Origin of the sequence: Tardiphaga sp. 813_E8_N1_3 (assembly GCF_051811025.1) — a bacterium.
In the GTDB taxonomy this organism is placed as follows: Bacteria; Pseudomonadota; Alphaproteobacteria; order Rhizobiales; family Xanthobacteraceae; genus Tardiphaga.
Genome location: NZ_JBPWQE010000001.1, coordinates 3,875,996 through 3,897,486 on the forward strand (window position 1 = coordinate 3,875,996; position 21,491 = coordinate 3,897,486).

17 protein-coding genes are annotated in these 21,491 nt (G+C 61.1%); 10 read left to right on the forward strand and 7 right to left on the reverse strand.

Annotated elements, in window-relative coordinates:
- Positions 1-10 precede the first annotated feature (10 nt).
- Genes treS through treY form a run of 5 tightly spaced genes read left to right on the forward strand, consistent with a single transcriptional unit; the run spans position 11 to position 12,085 of the window.
- Entirely contained in the window at positions 11-3,310 is a 3,300-nt protein-coding gene (gene treS, locus AB8A33_RS18365) for a maltose alpha-D-glucosyltransferase (RefSeq protein ID WP_439094037.1), read from the forward strand.
- Positions 3,307-5,448: a 1,4-alpha-glucan branching protein GlgB gene (gene glgB, locus AB8A33_RS18370; protein WP_439094038.1), complete on the forward strand. Its 2,142-nt coding sequence runs from the start codon at positions 3,307-3,309 to the stop codon at positions 5,446-5,448. The genes treS and glgB overlap by 4 nt, the downstream gene beginning before the upstream one ends.
- A gap of 3 nt (positions 5,449-5,451) precedes the next feature.
- Entirely contained in the window at positions 5,452-7,530 is a 2,079-nt protein-coding gene (gene glgX / locus AB8A33_RS18375) for a glycogen debranching protein GlgX (protein ID WP_439094039.1), read from the forward strand.
- A complete protein-coding gene (treZ, locus tag AB8A33_RS18380) occupies positions 7,527-9,293 on the forward strand; it encodes a malto-oligosyltrehalose trehalohydrolase (RefSeq protein WP_439094040.1) in 1,767 nt (588 codons plus the stop codon). The genes glgX and treZ overlap by 4 nt, the downstream gene beginning before the upstream one ends.
- Positions 9,293-12,085: a malto-oligosyltrehalose synthase gene (treY, locus tag AB8A33_RS18385; protein ID WP_439094041.1), complete on the forward strand. Its 2,793-nt coding sequence runs from the start codon at positions 9,293-9,295 to the stop codon at positions 12,083-12,085. Before treZ ends, treY begins: the two co-directional genes overlap by 1 nt.
- A 230-nt stretch (positions 12,086-12,315) precedes the next feature.
- On the opposite strand, the gene AB8A33_RS18390 is transcribed toward treY, so the two are convergent.
- Positions 12,316-12,627, reverse strand: coding sequence for a polyhydroxyalkanoic acid system family protein (locus AB8A33_RS18390; protein ID WP_439094042.1), 312 nt, complete (start codon positions 12,625-12,627; stop codon positions 12,316-12,318).
- A 155-nt stretch (positions 12,628-12,782) separates the two neighbouring features.
- Here AB8A33_RS18390 and AB8A33_RS18395 point away from each other — a divergent pair, with 155 nt between their 5' ends.
- Positions 12,783-12,947, forward strand: a complete 165-nt coding sequence (locus tag AB8A33_RS18395; RefSeq protein ID WP_081422059.1) for a DUF3309 family protein — start codon at positions 12,783-12,785, stop codon at positions 12,945-12,947.
- Between the two features lie 107 nt (positions 12,948-13,054).
- Here the strand turns inward: AB8A33_RS18395 and ligD are convergent, their stop codons facing one another.
- The gene (gene ligD / locus AB8A33_RS18400) at positions 13,055-15,775 is read right to left on the reverse strand and encodes a DNA ligase D (protein WP_439094043.1); all 2,721 of its coding nucleotides are present in this window, start codon (positions 15,773-15,775) and stop codon (positions 13,055-13,057) included.
- A 144-nt stretch (positions 15,776-15,919) separates the two neighbouring features.
- Here ligD and AB8A33_RS18405 point away from each other — a divergent pair, with 144 nt between their 5' ends.
- Complete coding sequence (locus tag AB8A33_RS18405; protein WP_439094044.1) at positions 15,920-16,807, forward strand: Ku protein; 888 nt, start codon at positions 15,920-15,922, stop codon at positions 16,805-16,807.
- A 19-nt stretch (positions 16,808-16,826) separates the two neighbouring features.
- Positions 16,827-17,063, forward strand: a complete 237-nt coding sequence (locus AB8A33_RS18410) for a hypothetical protein (protein WP_439094045.1) — start codon at positions 16,827-16,829, stop codon at positions 17,061-17,063.
- 30 nt (positions 17,064-17,093) lie between these two features.
- Here the strand turns inward: AB8A33_RS18410 and AB8A33_RS18415 are convergent, their stop codons facing one another.
- Positions 17,094-17,369: a DUF6496 domain-containing protein gene (locus AB8A33_RS18415; protein WP_439094046.1), complete on the reverse strand. Its 276-nt coding sequence runs from the start codon at positions 17,367-17,369 to the stop codon at positions 17,094-17,096.
- Positions 17,370-17,553: 184 nt separating this feature from the next.
- Between AB8A33_RS18415 and AB8A33_RS18420 the strand changes: the two genes are divergently transcribed.
- Positions 17,554-17,823, forward strand: coding sequence for a hypothetical protein (locus AB8A33_RS18420; RefSeq protein WP_439094047.1), 270 nt, complete (start codon positions 17,554-17,556; stop codon positions 17,821-17,823).
- Positions 17,824-17,833: 10 nt separating this feature from the next.
- The gene (gene dapA, locus AB8A33_RS18425) at positions 17,834-18,808 is read left to right on the forward strand and encodes a 4-hydroxy-tetrahydrodipicolinate synthase (protein WP_439094048.1); all 975 of its coding nucleotides are present in this window, start codon (positions 17,834-17,836) and stop codon (positions 18,806-18,808) included.
- On the opposite strand, the gene AB8A33_RS18430 is transcribed toward dapA, so the two are convergent.
- The 4 genes from AB8A33_RS18430 to AB8A33_RS18445 all read right to left on the reverse strand — a co-directional run bounded on the left by AB8A33_RS18430 (position 18,805) and on the right by AB8A33_RS18445 (position 21,456).
- Positions 18,805-18,993, reverse strand: a complete 189-nt coding sequence (locus AB8A33_RS18430; protein WP_439094049.1) for a hypothetical protein — start codon at positions 18,991-18,993, stop codon at positions 18,805-18,807. The genes dapA and AB8A33_RS18430 overlap by 4 nt on opposite strands.
- Positions 18,990-19,286: a hypothetical protein gene (locus AB8A33_RS18435; RefSeq protein ID WP_439094050.1), complete on the reverse strand. Its 297-nt coding sequence runs from the start codon at positions 19,284-19,286 to the stop codon at positions 18,990-18,992. Before AB8A33_RS18435 ends, AB8A33_RS18430 begins: the two co-directional genes overlap by 4 nt.
- Positions 19,287-19,446: 160 nt before the next feature.
- A complete protein-coding gene (locus AB8A33_RS18440; RefSeq protein WP_439094051.1) occupies positions 19,447-19,710 on the reverse strand; it encodes a hypothetical protein in 264 nt (87 codons plus the stop codon).
- An 87-nt stretch (positions 19,711-19,797) separates the two neighbouring features.
- A complete protein-coding gene (locus AB8A33_RS18445; RefSeq protein WP_439094052.1) occupies positions 19,798-21,456 on the reverse strand; it encodes an OFA family MFS transporter in 1,659 nt (552 codons plus the stop codon).
- Positions 21,457-21,491: the final 35 nt, after the last annotated feature.

Here is a 21,491-nt window from a genome sequence, read left to right on the forward strand (position 1 = left end):
AGCGTCACCAATGAACGTCATGACCGAAATCGACGCCAAAGCGAAACAGCGTGCCGAGGAGATCGACAAGCTCTGGTACAAGGACGCCATCATCTATCAGCTGCATGTGAAGACCTTCGCTGACAGCAACAATGACGGCATCGGCGATTTCATCGGCCTGACCGAGAAGCTGGATTACCTGCAGGATCTCGGCGTCACCACCATATGGCTGATGCCGTTCTATCCGTCCCCGGGCCGCGACGACGGCTACGACATCGCCGATTATGGTTCGATCCATCCCGACTTCGGCACGATGAAGGACTTCAAGCGCTTCATCCACGAGGCCAAGCGCCGCGGCTTGCGCGTGATTACCGAACTCGTCATCAATCACACGTCGGACCAGCATGACTGGTTCAAACGCGCCCGCCGCAGCCCGCCTGGCTCATCCGCCCGCAACTGGTATGTCTGGAGCGATACCGACCAGAAATATCAGAGCACCCGGATCATCTTCACCGACACCGAGAAATCGAACTGGACCTGGGACCCGGAGGCCAAGGCCTATTACTGGCATCGCTTCTTCTCGCATCAGCCGGATTTGAATTTCGACAATCCCCGCGTCGTCTCCGCCGTGGTGCAGGTGATGAAACGCTGGCTCGATGCCGGTGTCGATGGATTCCGTCTGGACGCGATCCCCTATCTCGTCGAGCGCGACGGCACCAATAACGAGAACCTGCCGGAGACGCACAAGGTCATCAAACATCTGCGCGCCGAGCTCGATGCCTATGCGCCGGGCAAGCTACTGCTCGCCGAGGCCAATCAATGGCCGGAGGACGTGCAGGAATATTTCGGCAACAGCGACGAATGCCACATGGCATATCACTTCCCGCTGATGCCGCGCATCTATATGGCGCTGGCCCAGGAAGACCGCTTCCCGATCACCGATATCATGCGGCAGACGCCGGACATTCCCGGCGACTGCCAGTGGGCAATGTTCCTGCGCAATCACGACGAGCTGACGCTGGAAATGGTCACCGACGTCGAGCGCGACTATCTGTGGTCGACCTATGCGAACGATCCACGCGCCCGCATCAATGTCGGCATTCGCCGTCGCTTGGCGCCGTTGATGGACAACGATCGCCGCAAGATCGAGCTGTTGGATTCACTGCTGCTGTCGTTCCCCGGCACGCCGATCATCTATTACGGCGACGAGATCGGCATGGGCGACAATATCTATCTCGGCGACCGCAACGGCGTGCGCACACCGATGCAGTGGGCACCGGACCGCAATGGCGGCTTCTCGCGCGCCGATCCCGCGCGGCTCTATGCACCGCCGATCATGGATCCGATCTATGGCTACGAGTCCGTGAACGTCGAGGCGCAGTCGCGCAGCCTGTCGTCGCTGCTGTCGGCGACCAAACGCCTCATTGCTGTCAGGAAATCAACACTCGCTTTCGGTCGCGGCACCATGACCTTTATCCGCCCCGACAACCGCTCCGTTCTCGCTTATGTGCGCCAGCTTGGCGACGAAGCGATCCTCTGCGTCGCCAACCTGTCGCGCGCCGCGCAGGCCACCGAACTCGATCTGTCGCCGTGGAAGGAACGCGTGCCGCTGGAAATGCTCGGCCGCACCAAATTTCCGCCGATCGGCGAACTGCCTTACATGATCACGCTGGCGCCTTACGGTTTCTACTGGTTCCGGCTGCAGTTACGCGATGTCTCCGAACATTCGCAGCCGCCGGTGGTGCCGGAATTCGAAACGCTGGTGGTGCCGCTTGGCTCGACCTGGATGACTCTCGCCCGTACGCGCGGTGTGTTCGAGCGCGACGTGCTGCCCTCTTTCCTCGCGCGCAGCCGCTGGTATCCGGAGCGCCAGCAAAAGGCGATCCAGCCCGCGCTCACCGGCGCGATCCCGTTCTGCGAGATCGGCGACAACCGCCCGTGGCTGGTGTTCTTCGAAACCACGCAGCGCAATGTGGCAACGCGCTATCTGCTGCCCATGCAGATCGAGTGGACCCGCTTCGACCGCGAACGCTACAATCCGAAAGCCTTTGCCGCCGTTCGTCAGGGCGCGCGAGAAGGTACCCTGCTCGACGTCGCCACCGACCACATCTTCATCTCGCTGCTGCTGCATAATCTGCGGACCTCACTGACGGTCGAGGAAGAAGGCAATCGCCTGGAGTTCCGGCCGACCACGAAGCTTGCCGAAAAACCTGCTGCCTCGCTCGAGAATATCCGTGCGGTGGAGACCGAGCAGTCCAATAGCACCGCTCTGGTCGATAACGACTATGTCGTGAAGATCTATCGCAAGCTGCAGGCCGGCATCAATCCGGAGATCGAGGTCAGCCGTTTCCTGACCGATATCGCCGGATTCACCAACACGCCGGCTTTGCTTGGCAGCGTCGAACTGGTCGAGGGCGATCAGCGCACCGCCGTCGCGATCATGCATGCTTTCGTGCAGAATCAGGGCGATGCCTGGACGGTGACATCGGCCTATCTCGACCGTTTCGCCGACGAGCAGCGTCTGCTGGCGGTGGATGACCACGCGCCACACAGTGAAGAGCAGGTGCCGTATCTGCTCTATATGTCGCAGACCGGCCGCCGCGTCGCCGAGATGCAGATGGCGCTGGCCAGCCGCGACGACATCCCGGATTTCAAGCCGGAGCCGACGTCGTCTGACGACGTCAAATTGTGGATCAGCGAAATCATCTCACGCGCCGAGCCGGTATTCAGTGCGCTCGCCCAACGTCGCAATGCTGCAAAGGATTCGGATCGCGCGCTGATTGATCAGGTGCTGGAACTGCGCCACGGCTTGCGGGGGTGGCTGACTGAGCTACTGCCAGAGAATATCGACGGACTGAAGATCCGCCATCACGGAGATTTCCATCTCGGCCAGATGCTGATCGTCAAGGATGATATCTTCATCATCGACTTCGAGGGTGAACCGCGCAGGTCGATCGATGAGCGCCGCCGCAAGGCGCCCGCTGCACGTGATATCGCCGGGCTCATTCGCTCGATCGATTATTCGGCAACGGCGGCGCTGGAACGCGCGCTCAAGGTAACCTCGGACGACACCGGCAAGCTCGCTGCCGCACTGGATGCCTGGCGGGAACGCGCCACCACGGCATTCGTTGATGCCTATCGCGAGACCATGACCGATGCGCGGTTGTGGCCGGCAGACGCGGGAGCCAGCAAAGAAATGCTGAACTTCTTCCTGCTGGAAAAGGCGCTGTACGAAATCGAATACGAACTCGCGCATCGGCCAGATTGGCTGCGGGTGCCACTGACTGGCATTCTGCGCATTCTGAACCAGTATTCTGAGGAAGCTGTATGACCAATTTGCCCGCCGAGGCTTACGCAATCGTCGAAGGCCGCCACTCCGATCCATTTCACTATCTCGGCCCTCACAAGGAAGCCGACAAGACGGTCGTGCGCGCTTTCCTGCCGGAAGCTGTGAAGGTCGATGCCATCGATGATCACGGTGCGACGACCGCGTTGGAGCGTGTGCATGACGCGGGGCTGTTCGTCGGGGCTTTGGCCAATGGCTCGACCAAATATCAATTGCGTGCGCGCTATGGCGACAAGTCCGTCGATCTTGAGGACCCCTATCGCTTTCCGCCTATCCTGACTGAATTCGACCTCTATCTGCTCGGCGAAGGTACCCATCAGCGGCTCTATGACAAGCTCGGCGCCCATCCGATGGTGCTTGAAGGCGTCAGCGGCGTCGGATTTGTGGTGCTCGCGCCAAATGCGAAGCGTGTCAGCGTGGTCGGCGATTTCAATTTCTGGGACGCGCGGCGTCATCCCATGCGCGTGCGCGGCCCCGGCTACTGGGAGTTGTTCATCCCGGGCGCGATGCCCGGCGATCACTACAAGTTCGATATCATCGGCCCGCATGGACAGTTGACGCAGAAATCCGACCCGATGGCCTTCGCCGCCGAACTGCGGCCCTCCACGGCGTCCATCGTGCTCGACGAAACCAGGATCCCGCATCCACGCCCCGCCCCGGATCACATCAATGCGCTGAACAAGCCGATGTCGATCTATGAGGTGCATCTGGGCTCGTGGCGCCGCAAGGGTGACAATGAATGGCTAACCTACCGCGACCTCGCAGAGACACTGCCGCGCTATGCTCGCGATCTCGGATTCACCCATGTAGAATTCCTGCCCGTCAACGAGCATCCGTTTGACGGCTCGTGGGGCTATCAGCCGACCGGCATGTATGCGCCGACCAGCCGCTTCGGTACGCCGGCAGAATTCGCATTGCTGATCGATGCCTGTCATGCCGAGGGGCTCGGCGTGCTGCTCGACTGGGTGCCCGGGCACTTCCCGGACGATCCGCACGGCCTCGGCAATTTCGACGGCACGGCCCTTTATGAACATGCCAACCCATTGCAGGGCCGGCACATGGACTGGGGCACGCTGATTTACAATTACGGACGCACGGAAGTGGTGAACTTCCTGGTGTCCAACGCGCTGTTCTGGCTCGAGCGCTACAATGTGGATGGCCTCCGCGTCGATGCCGTGGCCTCGATGCTATATCTCGATTACAGCCGCGAAGCCGGCGCCTGGATTCCGAACAAATATGGTGGCCGCGAGAATATCGAGGCCGTCAGCTTCCTGCGCCGCTTCAACACCGAAGTGTTCGCCAAATTTCCGAATGCGACCACTGCAGCGGAGGAATCCACTGCATGGCCGCAAGTATCGCGTCCCGTCGAATTCGGCGGGCTGGGCTTCGGCTACAAGTGGAACATGGGCTGGATGCACGACACGCTGAATTACATCAGCAAGGATCCGATCTATCGCCGCTTCCAGCACGGCGACATTCTATTCGGCCTGCAATACGCCTTCTCGGAAAACTTCGTGCTGCCACTGTCCCATGACGAAGTGGTGCACGGCAAGCGCTCGATCCTTGGCCGAATGCCCGGCGACGACTGGCAGCGGTTCGCCAATCTGCGCGCGTATTATTCCTTCATGTTCGGCCATCCCGGCAAGAAACTGATGTTCATGGGCTGCGAATTCGCCCAGGAGCGCGAGTGGAATCACGACACGTCGCTGGACTGGCACCTGCTGGAGCAGGACAAACATGCCGGCATCCATTCGCTGATCCGCGATCTCAATGAGCTGTATCGTAACCAGCCGGCACTGCATGAACTCGATTGCGATCCCGCAGGCTTCGAATGGATGATCACCGACGATGCCGGCAACAACGTGTTTGCGTGGCTGCGCAAGGGCGCCAACCCGCGCACGCAGTGCCTCGTGGTCGTGAACTTCTCGCCGAATGTCTATCATGATTACCGTGTTCGCGTGCCGTTCACCGGCACCTGGCGCGAGGTGCTGAATTCCGACGCCGCGCATTACGGCGGCAGCAATGTCGGCAATTCGGGCGAAGTCATTGCCAAGGGGCTTGTCCCCGAACTCAGTCTGACCCTTCCACCGCTGGCCGCACTCTTTCTCGTACCGGAATTCTAGAGCATGAGATTATCCGCCGGCACGCCCTCCCGCCTCGGCGCAAGCTGGGACGGACGGGGGACCAACTTTGCCTTGTTCTCCGCCAACGCCACCAAGGTCGAACTGTGTCTGTTCGACAGCCAGGGGCGGCGCGAGCTCGAGCGCGTCGAACTGCCGGAATATAACGAGCACGTCTTTCACGGCTATCTCAACGATGTCTCGCCGGGCCAGCTCTATGGTTATCGCGTGCACGGCCCCTATGAGCCGGAGCACGGACACCGCTTCAATGCGCACAAGCTGCTGCTCGACCCCTATGCCAAGAAACTGGCCGGGCGTCTCGTCTGGAGCGATGCACATTTCGGCTATCGCACCGGCTCGTCGCGCGAGGACCTGTCCTTCGACCGCCGCGACAATGCGCGCGGCATGCCGAAGGCCGTGGTGGTCGACGAGACCTTCAACTGGGGTCGCAAGGAAGCACGCCCGAGCGTACCGTGGGAAGATACGATCATCTATGAGGCCCATGTGAAGGGCCTGACGCAGACCCGCAAGGATATGCCGCCAGGGCTGCGCGGCACCTATCGCGGCCTGTCGTCGCCGTCGATGATCGAGCATCTCAAACGGCTCGGCGTCACCACCATCGAGCTGCTGCCGGTGCACAGCTTTGTCGACGACCGCCGGCTGGTGGAAATGAAGCTGGTGAATTACTGGGGTTACAACACCCTCTCCTTCTTCGCACCGGAAGCGCGCTACGGCGCCGACAATCCGCTCGATGCGTTCCGCACGACGGTGGCGCGGCTGCATGATGCTGGCATCGAAGTGATGCTCGACGTGGTCTATAACCACACCGCCGAAGGCAATCATCTCGGCCCGACGCTGAGCTATCGCGGCATCGACAACGCCTCCTATTACTGGCTGATGCCGGACAATCCACGATTCTATGACGACTTCACGGGCTGTGGCAGCTCGATGAACCTTACGCATCCGCGCGTGTTGCAGATGGTGATGGATTCATTGCGCTACTGGGTCGAGGTGTGCCACGTGGATGGCTTTCGTTTCGACCTTGCAACCACGCTGGCCCGCGGGCCGAATGGCTTCGATCGTAATAGCGGTTTCCTCACCGCCATCCGGCAGGACCCTGTGCTCGCGAACGTCAAAATGGTCGCCGAGCCCTGGGATCTTGGCATGGGCGGCTACCAGGTCGGCGCGTTTCCGTCGCAATGGTCGGAATGGAATGACAAATATCGCAGCGCCATGCGCCGCTACTGGAGCGGCGAAGGCTCGCTGATCGGCGAAGTCTCCAGCCGCATGACAGGCTCCTCCGACGTGTTCAACCATGACGGCCGCAAGCAGCGCGCCGGCATCAACCATGTCACCGTACATGACGGTTTTCCGTTGGCCGATCTCTTTGCCTATAACGAGAAGCACAACGAGGCCAATGGCGAGGACAATCGCGATGGCTCCAGCGACAATCTGAGCAACAATTTCGGCGTCGAGGGCCCAACCGACGATCTCGAGCTGCTGGCACTGCGCCGACAGCTGCGCAAGAACCAGCTCGCCAGTCTGTTCCTCGCGCAGGGCGTGCCGCTGCTGCTGGCCGGCGACGAGATCGGCAATACCCAGGGCGGTAACAACAATGCCTATTGCCAGGACAACGAGATCGGCTGGGTGACCTGGGACAATCTCGGCGACAAGGACGAGGACCTGACCGACTTCATCGGTCATATGACCCAGCTCCGCAGCCGTTTTCCGCAAATCACAGCCCAGCGCTGGCTCGACGGCCGCCGCGCCGATGGCAGCTATGGCGTGCTATGGCTGACCCCATCGGCCGACGAGATGACCGAGACGGACTGGGCGTTTCCCGACGGGCGCTTTCTCTCTTATGTACTTAGCGCTTCCGGCGACAACACCAATCCGATCTTCATCGTGCTGAACGCGGCGCCCGAGGGTATTCCTTTCAAGCTGCCGAAGATGCTGGAATACAAGAACTGGCGGCAGGTGCTGAACACCGCCGACGACAACCTCTCGATCGCCATTCTGCCTCCAGGGAGCGATATCGACGCACCGCCGCGTTCGGTGCTTGCCTTTGCGGGGACGCCAGCATGAGCGCTCATTCGTTCGGACCACGGCTGACCGAGAAAGGCGCGATCTTCCGCCTCTGGGCACCGGCTGCGCAATGCGTCGACGTGCTGCTTGGCGATCAAGCCCATCCCTTGAAGCCCGGCGATGACGGCTGGTTTACCGCGGAGATCGCCAGCGTGAAAGCCGGCGCGACCTATCGCTTCAGGATCGACGGCAAGACAGACGTTCCAGATCCGGGCTCAGGCTTTCAGCCAAACGATATCGCTGGCCCCTCGGAGATCATCGATCACAAGTCCTATCCATGGCGCGCGACGGACTGGCGCGGGCGTCCGTGGGAAGAGACTGTGCTGCTCGAGACACATGTCGGCACCTTCACGCCGGAGGGCACCTATCGCGCCATGATCGACAAGCTCGATCATCTCGTCGCCACCGGGATCACAGCAGTCGAACTGATGCCGCTCGCCGATTTTTCCGGCAAGCGCAACTGGGGCTATGACGGCGTGCTGTGGTATGCGCCGGACGCGATGTTCGGCCGCCCCGAGGACCTGAAGGCCTTGATCGACGAAGCGCACCTGCGCGGGTTAATGGTGTTTCTCGACGTCGTCTACAATCACTTCGGGCCGGAAGGGAATTATCTCGGCCTCTATGCGCCGAACTTCTTCGGCGGTGCCGATACGCCATGGGGTTCGGCGATCGACTATCGTCTGCCGCAGGTCCGCGCTTATGCCATCGAGAACGCCGTGGCATGGCTGCGCGATTATCGTTTCGACGGGCTGCGGCTCGACGCCGTCCATGCCATCGTCGAACAGGGCGAGATCCCGATGCTACATGAGCTGAGCCGCGAAGTCGGTAAGCTCGCCGCCGATACCGGCCGACACATCCATCTCGTTCTGGAAAACGACGACAACCGCGCCACTCTGCTCGATCCCGCCACCAATCCGCCGCGCGGCAAATATCGCGCGCAGTGGAACGACGACTATCATCACGCCTGGCACGTGCTTCTGACCGGCGAAGATAAAGGCTATTACAGCGACTACGCGCAAAAGCCGCTCGATCATATCGTGCATGCGCTCGGCTCCGGATTCGCCTATCAGGGACAACCCTCAGCGCATCGCGCGGGCGCTGAACGCGGCGAACCATCAGGCGAACTCGCACCGGCGGGTTTCGTGAATTTCCTGCAGAACCACGACCAGATTGGCAATCGTGCGCTTGGCGATCGGCTGGAGACCTTGGCCAAGCCCGAGGCCATCGAAGCTGCGCTGGCCATTACATTGCTGGCGCCGATGGTGCCGATGCTGTTTCAGGGCGAGGAATGGGGCTCGAGAGCGCCGTTCCCGTTTTTCTGCGATTTCGAAGGCGATCTCGCCAATGCCGTGCGTAGCGGTCGCAAGAAGGAATTCGCCAGCGCCTACGAAAAGTATGGCGACGAGATTCCTGACCCGCTGGACGAGAGCTCCTTCCGCTCGGCCTTCGTCGATTGGGACAATCGCAAAACGACCGCGGGTAAGAAGCGGCTGACGCTGGTTCGCGAACTGCTCGCACTGCGCAAGCAGCATATCGTACGGCGCCTCGCTGGCGCGCGGTTCGGCAAGGCTGAGGCAAGTGACGGCGGCCGGCTCACGGCATTCTGGACAATGGGTGACGGCAGCAAGCTGCATCTCACGGCAAATCTGTCCGACAAGGCCGTTAACGCAGCACCGCCGAGCACAGGCACGACAATTTGGGGCAACACTACCACCGGCGTGGGGACGCCGTGGTCCGTCGCATGGCGGATCGGAGACAAATAATGGCCCCTGCGATTCCCGTCGCGACCTACCGTATTCAACTCACCAAGGATTTCGATTTCGATGCCACCGCGGGCATCGTGCCCTATCTGAAGGCGCTCGGCATCACGCATCTCTATGCGTCGCCGTTCATGAAATCGCGCGCGGGTTCGACCCATGGCTATGACATTGTCGATCACACCAAGCTCAATCCGGAGCTGGGCGGCGAAGAAGGTTTCGAGCGCCTGAGTGCCACGTTGAAGGCCAACGATATCGGCCTGATCCTCGACTTCGTGCCCAATCATGTGGGCGTGCATTTCGCTGACAATCCGTGGTGGCTCGACGTGCTGGAATGGGGACAGACCTCGCCGCACGCCGTCTCCTTCGACATCGACTGGGATACTTTGCCCTATCGCGCACGCGGGGGCGTGCTGCTGCCGATCATCGGCAGCTCATATGGCCAGGCGCTGGACAACGGCGAGATCGAGCTGAAATACGACGCCGAGGAAGGCAGCTTCTCGGCCTGGTATTTCGAACATCGGCTGCCGATCGCACCGGAGCGCTATAGCGAGATGCTGCGCACCATCGTCAAGGAAGCCGATGCCGGTAAAACGCCAGCCGGCCGCGCAATTCTGATGCTGGCTGCCAGGCACAAGGGCCTCCGCCATCCCAACCGGCGGGAAGCGCCGGCTTTCAAGCAGCAGCTGGCGTCGATTGAAGGCGTCGCGGACGTGATCGCCAAAGGGATCGAGGCCTATCGCGCCGGACCAGATCGTCCTGCGCAGACCCAGGCGCTACATATGCTGCTGGAGCGCCAGCACTACAAGCTTGGCCAATGGCGTCTTGCATCGAGCGAGATCAACTATCGCCGCTTCTTCGACGTCAATACGCTGGCTGGTCTGCGTATCGAGGACGCCGATACGTTCGAGGCGATTCATTCGCTGGTCAAACGGCTGATTACCGAAGACAAGCTGCAGGGGTTGCGGCTGGACCACATCGACGGCCTTCACGATCCCTCGCAATATTTCCAACGGCTGCGCCGGCTGATCCGCGAGGCGCATGGCAACAGCACCAAACCGTTTTATGTCGTGGTCGAGAAGATTCTTGGCGAGCACGAGAAGCTAGTGCCTTTCGCCGGCGTGCATGGCACCACCGGCTATGAATGGCTCAATGTGATCACGCAGGTGCTGGTCGAAGAAAAAGGCCTGGAACCACTGGGCGAAACCTGGCGACAGGTGAGCAACGTCTCGCCGAAATTCGAACCTCAACTGGTGGAAGCCAAGCGCCGCGTGCTCGATACGCTGCTGCTCAGCGAATTCACCGTGTTGACGCGCCTACTGGCACGGATCGCCAACGGACATTATTCGACACGCGACTTCTCCGCCGACACGCTGCGTCAGGCCTTCGAACTCTATGTACTGCATTTCCCGGTCTATCGCACCTATCTCTCCACTGCCGGCCCATCGGCCCTCGACCGGCAACTGATCGCCACGACCATCGAGAAGGCTCGCGCCGAGTGGTTCGGCGCCGATGAAGGCTTGTTTGACTTCCTGCGCGACGCTCTGACGCTGGACCTGCTGAAACCCGGCCGCCCCGCGCATAGCAAGCCGCGGGTGCGACGCTTTGCATTGAAGGTGCAGCAGTTCACCGGGCCGACAATGGCGAAGTCGCTCGAAGACACCGCCTTCTATCGCTATCACCGCCTGCTGGCGTTCAACGAAGTCGGCGGCGAGCCGGCAGCGGAAGCGATACCTGTCGCGGCGTTTCACGAGATAATGGTCACACGCGCGCGCGAACGGCCGTATGGCATGACCTCGACCGCCACCCACGACACCAAGCGCGGCGAGGATGCCCGCGCGCGTTTGCTGGCGCTGGCCGAAATGCCCGGTGAATGGGCCAGTGCGGTCGGTCGCTGGAAGGTGCTGAACGCGCCGCATCTGGTTATTGACGGCGAGATGCGCGCGCCCTCCGCAGCGTTCGAGTATATGTTGTACCAGGCGCTTATCGGCGCCTGGTCGCTCGGCGGGCAGGACAATTCCTTCCTCGAACGCATGCAGGCCTATGCGCTGAAGGCCGCGCGCGAGGGCAAGCAGGAAACGAGCTGGCTCAACCCGAACGACGCCTATGAAAAGGGCCTGCACGCATTTCTGGAGCGTATTCTCGATCCCGCCCAGTCGCCGGAATTTCTTGCAGCGCTTGAGACCTTTGCCAAGCGCACGTCGCTGATCGGCGCATTGAATTCACTCAGCCAGATCACGCTGAAAGCGACCATTCCCGGCATGCCGGACTTCTATCAGGGCACCGAATTCTGGGATTTTTCGCTGGTCGATCCCGATAACCGCCGCCCGGTGGATTTCGCCGAACGCGCGAAAGTGCTGAAGGCACTGCAGCAACCAGACTGGGCGGCGCTGGCGCAACACTGGGATGATGGCCACATCAAGCTCGCCTGGACACGCGAGCTGTTGAAACACCGCACCGAGATGGCAGCCGTCTTCACCGATGGCGATTACGAACCACTTGAAGTGACCGGACCTCATGCCGCGCACATCATCGCCTTTGCGCGACGGCATCAGCGCGATGCGGCGATCGTCGTGATCCCGCGCGCCTTTTTCGAAGCGACGCAAGGCGGGCGGCATTGGCCGGAGACGACGGCGTTCGACGCGACCGTCATCGCGCCCGGCTACCTCGTTGAAGGTTCTCCGCCGAAGAACGGCGCGAGCAAGCTCTCCGTTGCCAAACTCTTCAGGCAGCTTCCGATGGCGATCGTGAAGGCACACGCCGCACCGAAACGCATTCGTTCAACGCGTTTGCGATAGCACATACGACAAGGCCGCCCGGGATCAACGGCCGGACGGCCTGGCGGATGTCGTGCCGACTCGAAGAAGGTCGGTTCCCTTCCTCCGCGTGTTCAAAGCTTTTCATCAAATTATTTGCGAGTGGTTTACGATCAAACTCGCGTGCGCCGCACTATCGCAGGATATTTTTTTTGCTGCACAGCAGCAGGCACGGTAGATGCGTGAGATTTCTGCACGCCGCAATCGCCGCTTCAACTCTTTTTCGTGAGCAGCAGATTTCCGCGCGATTTGATCGCTGCCTGCGCCACTTCGGCGAAGCGCTTCAGCAGCCAGGGCAGCACCACTTCGACGGTGACGTGATCCTCGGCCACATCGACATGACCGGACGCCACCTGCCCCATGGCATGGACGCGGAAGATCATCCGGTCGCCGTCCCAGCGCTCCTCGTCAACTTTCAACATTGGTACATTGGTTGCTGCGCGTGTCAGTCCTGTCTTGAGCCGCCGGGCAGCTTCCTCGCGGCCGAGGCTGTGCGGAATGGAAACGACGAGCGGTGCAGACATCTCATGATCCTTTGTTAGTTAAGGTGGATGTAAGCGCGAAATCGTCCAACGGTAGTCATAATGGAGGTTTCAACCTTGGAACCTTGCGGGCGCCTGCGCGTTTTTACCGCATGAAGGCAGCCGGCTCGTCCGTCTGCCAGGCTGAGGAGACATTCATGTCCATTGGTACGATTATTCTGATCATTCTGATTATCGCCTTGCTTGGTGGTTTCAGCGGTATCGGCGGCGGTCCGTTCTACGGCACCGGCTACTACGGCGGCGGCGGCCTCGGCCTCATCGTGGTGATCCTGCTGATCCTCCTGCTGCTTGGTAAGCTGTAAGAGCGGATATTGATTTCAAGGCGCGCAATCCGGAAGGGTCGCGCGCCTTTTCATGCGCGTACGCTCTCACCGTCATCATCCGCAAAAGCGGGTAACGACGGCGAGAGTCATTTAAGTTTCCCTATCGCCGCCTTGATCGACGACGCAGCATCCTCGTAACCTGCCCACGCCTTGCTCTTCGCCAGTAGCGCCGGGACGCTGCGTACGGTGAAATTCTTCGGATCCAGATCCTTGCGCAGCTGCGGCCATGTCAGCGGCATCGACACCGTGGCCCCCTTTCGCGCCCGCGGCGACAGCACCGAGACCGCGGTCGACATCCGGTCATTGCGGAGATAATCGAGGAAAATCTTTCCACCACGCAGCTTCTTCGACATGTTGAGCAGATAGCGCTCAGGGTCGTCACTGGCCATCTGCTGGCACACGGCCTGCGCAAACGTCTTCGCCGTCTTCCAGTCGACCTTGTCCTTCGCGCCGTGCAGCAGCGGCGCCACCACATGCAGGCCCTTGCCGCCGGTGGTCTTGCAGAAACTCTCCAGGCCGAGGCCCGAGAGCCGTTCGCGCATCTCGCGTGCCGCATCCATGACGGCAATGAACTCCACATCAGGCGCCGGATCGAGATCGAACACCAGACGCCCCGGTGTATCCGGCGCGTCCGGCGCGCAATTCCAGGGATGCAGTTCGAGCCCGCCGATCTGCGCGACAGCCGCGAGACCCTCGACGCGATCAATCTGCAGGTAAGGCTTGCGGTCGCCGGAGACTTTCACGAGTTCGAGCAGGTTCGATGTCCCCGGCATTGCGTGTCGCTGGAAAAACTGCTGCCCGTCGATGCCGTCGGGCGCGCGCACGATCGAGCACGGACGGCCCTTGAGATAGTCCATCATCCAGTCGCCGACGGCTTCGAAATACGCAGCAAGATCGCGTTTGGTAACCGGCTCGCCATCGCCTGCATCGGGCCACAGCTCCTTGTCGGGTTTGGAAATCGACACGCCCATCACGACCGCTGTGCCTGCCGCAGCCTTTGCCGGCGCGGCTTTGTTCGAGGTTTTCGCTGCCTTCTTCGCGCCGCGTCTCGGCTTCGGTTCGGCAAGCTCGATCTTCCTCGGCGTTTCCGCTTCGACCTCATCCGCGGGCTTGTCCTGCCGCAGCCCCTTGAACGCGGCCTGACGGACCATGCCGGCGCCGGTGAATCCGGCGAATTCTATTTCGGCGACAAGCTCGGGCTTCAGCCAATGCACGTCGCGTCCACCCGGCGGCGTCTCCTTGCCGCCGAACGGGCTGGTCTTTGCCGCCGCTTTCTTCAATGTCGGCATGATGCGCGTGACCTTGTCCTGGCCGAAGCCGGTACCAACGATCCCGACATAAGCGAGATGATCGCCCCTGTTGATGCCAACCATCAGCGAACGGAATTTTCCCGCGTTGCTCTTCCATCCGCCAACCACAACCTCGTGGCCCGTGCGGCATTTCGCCTTGGTCCAGTTTTGCGAGCGGCCCGACACATAGGGCTCCGACAGCTTCTTGGAGATGATGCCTTCCAGTGACAGTTTGCAGGCCGACTCCAGGATAGCGTCACCACCGGTCTCGAAATGATCGACATAGCGAATCAGGCTTTCCTTGCGACGGCCGCGGGCTTTGTCGAGTAGCGCCTTCAATCGCTCCTTGCGCTCGCCGAGCGGCAACTTGCGCAGGTCCTCGCCTTCAGCGAACAGAAGGTCGAACACGAAAAAAATTAGCGTATCGGTCTCGCCATCCGACAGCGCCGCCTGCAGCGCCGCGAAGTCCGGCGCGCCGTGGGCATCGAGCCCGACAATCTCGCCGTCGATGATTGCGTCCGGCAGGCCTATGGCTTCCCTGGCGATGGCCTGAAACTTCTCCGTCCAGTCGAGCCCCTTGCGTGTCTTCAGCGTGACCTCCCCGTCCTCGACGCGGAGCTGCACGCGGTAACCGTCGAACTTGATCTCATGCGCCCAGCCATTCTCGGAGGGCGGTCGATCCACGATGGTGCAAAGTTGAGGTGCAACGAAGCCGGGCATCTTTGCGACCTTGAGCGGCTTCGCCGATGGTTTGGCCGCCTTCCTTGTCACGGCTTTCTTGCCCGCAGCTTTCTTGGTCCCCGCCTTGCCGACATCAGCCTTGGTCTTGCCGCCCTTATTAGCGCGCGCATCGGCAGCACTGCCCTCGCTGGAATCCCAGATAGCATCGGGTTTGATCTTCGCCGTCCTGGCGATCATGAACGGTTTCGGCGCCTTCCCTTTTCCTGACGCGATGGCGCTCATGGTCCGGCCGGACGCCACTGACTTGTCGTCGTCGAGGATGGTGTTGGCCTTGCCCTCCTTCGCAAACTCATCGCGATGCTTGATCAGCAACCAGTTGGTCCGCTTGCCGCCATTGCGGTCATGCTTCATGCGCACCAGCACGAAACCGCCATGCAGTTTCTCGCCGTCCAGCGTGAATTTAAGATCACCCTTCTTGAAGCCCTTGTCCGGATCGTCACTCTCCCAATAGCCGCGGTCCCACAGCTGCACGGTGCCGCCGCCATATTGTCCTTTGGGAATCGTGCCTTCGAAATCGCCATAGTCGAGCGGATGGTCCTCAACCTCGACAGCGAGGCGCTTGTCGGCGGGGTCCATGGACGGCCCGCGGGTGACGGCCCAGGACTTGAACACGCCGTCCATCTCCAGCCGCAGATCGTAATGCAGCCGTGTCGCATCGTGTTTCTGGACTACGAAACGGCGGCGCTTTGCCGGCGTGACCACGATCTGGCCGGAGGGCTCCTTCGTGAGCGCAAAGTCCCGTTTCCGGCGGAAGATCTGAAGCTGCTTGTCGGCCACACCGTCCCCCCACTCAACGCATTGGGCGCATGATCCGGCCCGGAACCAAAACCGGCAACTGCCGTTGAAGTTCCTGGAAATCCACGCCAGCGCAATACTTTGCGGCCTGCGCGCTTCATTTGTAGATCGAGTTGGAGGACGAGTATGGCCCCGCCCCGCGCCTATTGGAAAGGCTCTCTCAAGCTGTCGCTCGTCACCTGCCCGGTGGTGCTGTATCCGGCCGCGACCACGGTCGAGAAAACCAAATTCCACATGATCAATCGTGAGACCGGCAATCGGCTGAAACAGCAGATGGTGGATGCCGAGACCGGCGATGTCGTGGAGAAGGAGCAGAAGGGCCGCGGCTACGAAATCAGCAAAGGCGAATATGTCGAGATCGAGAAGGAAGAGCTCGAAGCCGTGCAGATCGAGAGCAATCACACCATCGATATCGACAATTTCGTGCCGCGCGACGAGATCGACCGACGCTACCTGAACAATCCCTACTATATCGCGCCCGACGGCAAGGCCGGCGCCGATGCGTTTGCCGTGATCCGCGACGCCATGAGGGATAAGGACAGCGTGGCGCTGGCGCGGATCGTGCTGACCAACCGTGAGCACATCATCGCCATCGAGCCGCTCGGCAAGGGCCTGCTCGGCACCACGCTGCGTTTTCCTTATGAGATCCGTGATGAGGAAGACTATTTCGACGACATCAAGTCGCCCAAGATATCGAAGGACATGATCGACCTTGCGGTGCATATCCTCGACAGCAAAGCATCGCATTTCGATCCCAGCAAGTTCAAGGACGAATATGAGACCGCCCTGAAGACGCTGGTGAAACGCAAGGCTGCCGGCAAGCCGGTGAAGGTCGTCGAGAAGGAGGAGAAGCCGGACAACGTCATCAACCTGATGGATGCGCTGAAGGCGAGCCTCAAGGGTGGTAAGGGCAAGCCGACCAAACGCGCTTCGGCGTCACGCCCCCATGTGGCACGCAAGCGCCCGGCCAAGAAGGCCGCGCGGTCATCGGCCCGACATCGCAAGGCCAGCTGAGCGCATGAAGATTTCGAGAATGATCATAGGCATCGCGTTGATGTCCACCGTGGCTGCGCAGGCGCAGCAACTGCAGACACGGGAATGCAACGCCTCCAATATCGCCTTCGTCGCCGAATCCATCGCAAAAATGGCCGATGGCAAGCAAAAGAAGATCGCCTCCGACGAGATCGGCCTGGCCAGCGAGGCAATGGCGGAGGGCAAGGACGATGAGTGCAGGGACCACCTGATGAAGGCGACACTGCAGACCAAGTGATCTGCAGGTCACCTCAAGCCTGAAACCAAATCAGGCTTTCCTCTTTCTGGACGTCTTTGCTGTTTTCTTTGCGGTCTTTTTCGCGGCCTTCTTCACGGTCTTCCTAGCTACCTTCTTCGTTGTCTTTTTCTTCGGCGCTTTTGGCACCTTCTTGCCCTCTGCACGGGCCTCCGACAGGCCGATGGCGATCGCCTGTTTCCGGCTGGTCACCTTCTTGCCGGAACGGCCACTCTTGAGCGTACCTGCCTTGGCATTCTTAACGGCGCGCGCGACCTTTTTCGCTGCCGCCTTGGAATATTTTGCCATTCCACGCTCCCTCAGTGAACGAAACGATCAATCGCTTCCTTGGGCGATGGTTCCGCGTGAATGATCTGCGGACAGACCCACTTATGAAATCCCTATAACGCGGCACCTCCGCTCATCTCGTTTTCAAACGGGCGGCCGATCATCTTGCAGCCATTCGCTCAAGCGAATGAACTGGAGACTGCAAGTGATCACCATCGAACCTCCCTCGTGTAGCTCATCCCTCGTTTTCATCGGCAAGAACGGCCGCGGCCAGTGGGTCGCGCAGGAGAAAAACGGCCTATTCGGCGGGCTGTTCGTCAGCCGCGCGAATGCCGTGCGTTATGCTCTGTTTGAGAACGGCCATCGGCCCGAAGCGATTATCGAGGCGGCTGGCCTCATCGAACTCGATATGAACGCCCTGCCTTTCACGGCAGCAACCTCCGTCGAACGGTTACAACAACGGCGCGTCGCCTGAGCTTCCCGCCATGTCCACAGTCGCTCTTCGGGCTCATGCCCTCCCGCAAGCTCATGCCTCCCATCACGCCAACGACTGGCTGCACGGCATCATCGCCGATCTGCCGACACCGTTCGACGGGCATGGCGCGCTTGATCTCCTCACTTTCGCACGGCTGTGCGAGCGTCAGGTCTGTGCAGGCGCCAGCGCCATTGTCGTTGGCGAGAGCGCCGGCGAAGCCGACACGCTGACGCCGAAGGAACGTGCCGTGCTGATTCGGACCGCCGTCAGCATTGCGCGTGGCCGCATCCGCATCATTGCGGGCGCGGGCTCGAATTGCACCAGTCGCGCCATTGCGGCAAACCGGCTGGCGCAAGCGGCGGGCGCCGATGCCGTCATGTCGGTCGTGCCATACTACAACCGTCCCACCGCCGATGGCATCGCCGCGCATTTCCGCACGATCCTGGAGACGACATCGCTGCCGGTTATTGTGCACGACGCCCCGTCGCGTTGTGCTCGTGCACTGACCGATGATACGCTCATCGGTCTCGCCGCCTCGCCACGATTGATAGGCCTGCGCGACGACACCGGCGACGCCGGGCGACTGGCGCTATTGCGGCCGCTGCTGCCAGCGGGTTTCCGGATGCTGACGGGACAGGACACCGCAGCCCTGCCTTATCTGCTGCTCGGCGGCGACGGCGTTGTCTCCGCGATGGCCAATGTGGCGCCGCAGCTCTGCCGCGGCATGTATTACGCGGCTCGCCAGGGATGCCCGCGCTATGCGACGACTATTTCCGACATGCTGGCGCCGCTCGCCGCGGTATTGCCGCCGGATCAGGCGTCAGCAGCGGTGAAATTTGCATTGAGCTTGCGGGGATTGGGGAATGCCGCCGTGCGCCTGCCGCTGACAGAGATCACAGAGACCGAGCAGCAGCAGGTCTACACCGCGATGGCAGCGATCTGGGCGCAGCCTGACGATGCCCTGCCTCTGCGCCGCGCCCGCTAGGATTGCGGGCGCGTCCGCTCGTTCTTCTCGCGACATTTCGGGCCGGGTCCGCGCATGTAATGCGCGGCCGGCCGATAGACGGCAGGTCCAATGACAAAGCGCCATAGCCGGGCGAGGATGCCCGGCATGATCGCCACATAGGAGCCGATACGCGCAAACAGCGCTGCAGAGTGGTCCCCGCTCATGGCACACTCCGGTGATCCGGAATCGTCGGCGTATCGGCGACTTGCACGCGAACTCGCGCAAGTTCACGGCGCGCGCGGCGCATCTTGTCGGCCACCAAAGCCATATGGATGGCCGCGAAGAAACCCTTGATGTGATTGCGTGTCAGTCGCGCGGCGACGCAGAGCCGCTTCCACTGGATATCACTGGAATGATAGACGATCGGGGACTGATTGCGGCTAATGAGGTAGCTGCGATAAGCGCTGTCAGCCGAGAGATCGTGCAGCTGTGTATCGCGATTGTAGAACATCGTCATGGTCGTTGTCCGTCTTCTCAACACCCTGGCGCAGGAGCGCGTCGGGATGCCGGGAAGATGCGGACAACGACATATGAAATCGAGACGAGCAGGCGCGCTCGTTCATAAGCGCGGCATAAAGATCAGGAGGCTGGGAAGTGCCGGAAAGGCCAGCGCTCGCTCAGCTCTTGGCCATGCAGTCTTGGATGTAGAACCAGCGGTCGTCGCCGGCGAGACCCTTGACCTTGACGTCCTTGCGGCAGGCCTTGAGCTTGCCCTTGTTGGCGCTCCACTTCGCCTTCATGTCCTTCAGACTCTGCTTGTTCAGCTTCATCTTGGCGGGCGCAGCAGGAGTTGCCGGCGTCGCCGGCGCCTGTGCCGAGGCAACGCCCATTGAAGTTACAACGAACAGTGCGGCCACGAGGCCCGTAGTGATGCGTGTCATCGTTATCCCCGAATGTGCTTGTTTTTAAGATTGTTCGTCAGATGTGGAACGGGACCGGAAGCTTTCGCGGCCGGTCCCGTAAACGTCTTACTGGAAGATGCGGACTGCGCTCTGCAGCGTCAGCCAGACGCCCCAGCACAGCGGGATGCCGACAAAGGCCCAGAAGGCGATGGCGCTGCCATCGAAACCGCCCTTGCCGATGCCATAGGAGCCACCGCCGGTCGATGCGGCTGCGGCACCCTTGGCCTGCAGCGCAGCGACTTCTTCCGGCTTCATGAACCAGTGCGGCGCCAGCGGCTTCACCAGCAGATTGCAGATCAGGCCCAGGACCAGCATGCCGGCGAGGATATACATCGTGAAGTCATAGACCTGCGCCCGCGGCACGCCGGCGGCGATCTGGAATTCACGAATGTAGTTCACCACCACCGGACCGACGATACCCGCGGTCGCCCAGGCCGTCAGCAGACGGCCATGGATCGCGCCCACGAACTGGGTGCCGAAGATATCGGCGAGATAGGCCGGGATCGTGGCGAAACCTCCGCCATACATCGAGAGGATGACGGCGAAGGCCGCGACGAACAGAACCTTGCTGCCCATCGCCGCGAAGGTCGGCACCAGCGCATACATGATGATGCCGAGGATGAAGAACGTATAGTAGGTGTTCTTGCGACCGATCTTGTCCGACAAAGACGCCCAGAAGAACCGGCCGGCGATGTTGAACAGCGAGATCAGGCCGGCGAAACCGGCGGCAATGCCGGCGATCGTGGTCTTCTGTGCAGCCGAGAGCTGGCTAAAGGAGAGGTCAGGCGCACCGATCAGCTTGCCGGCGAAGATCTCTTGCAGCATGGGCGATGCCATGCCGATGACGCCGATGCCTGCCGACACGTTCAGGCAGAGCACGCCCCAGATCAGCCAGAACTGCTTGGTCTTGTGCGCATTGTCGAGATGCACATGACCCGTGGTGATCATCGCATTTGCTGTTGCCGGCGGGGTCCAGCCTTCCGGCTTCCAGTTTGGTGGCGTGATACGATAGGAGAACGCGCCAATGGTCATGAACACGAAGTAGATGACGCCCATAGCCAGGAAGGTCTGCCAGACGCCGACATCGGTCGGGGTCTTGAAATAGTTCATCAGCAGGTTGGCGAGCGGCGAGCCGATCATCGCACCGCCGCCGAATCCCATGATCGCCATGCCCGTCGCCATGCCGCGACGATCCGGGAACCACTTCACCAGCGTCGACACCGGCGAGATGTAGCCGAGGCCGAGACCGACGCCACCGATCACGCCGGAGCCGACCCACAGCAGCCAGAGCTGATGCGTGTAGACGCCGATCGAACCGAGCACGAGACCGCCACACCAGCACATCGCCGAAACGAAGCCCGCCTTGCGCGGACCGACCCGCTCGAGCCAGCCGCCCCAGATGGCAGCGGAGACGCCGAGCAGCACGAAGAACAGCGTATACATCCAGCCGAGGCTGGCGACCTTCCAGTTACAGGTGGTGGTGAAAAGCTCGGTGGCGAGGCTCATGCCATCGCACACTTCCTTCGACGCCGGTGTCGTGATCGCTTGCGACAGCGGTAGCCAGAACACGCTGAAGCCGTAGGCCATGCCGATACAGAGATGAATACAGAGTGCAGCAGGTGGAACCAGCCACCGGTTGAAGCCGGCGGTCGCAATGATGCGTTCGCGTTCCAGCAATCCTGGCTTGGTGCCAGACAGTGTTCCGGCGTTGCCCACACTTGTCATGAAAGTTCTCCCCTGCAGCCGACCCTTCTGAGCCG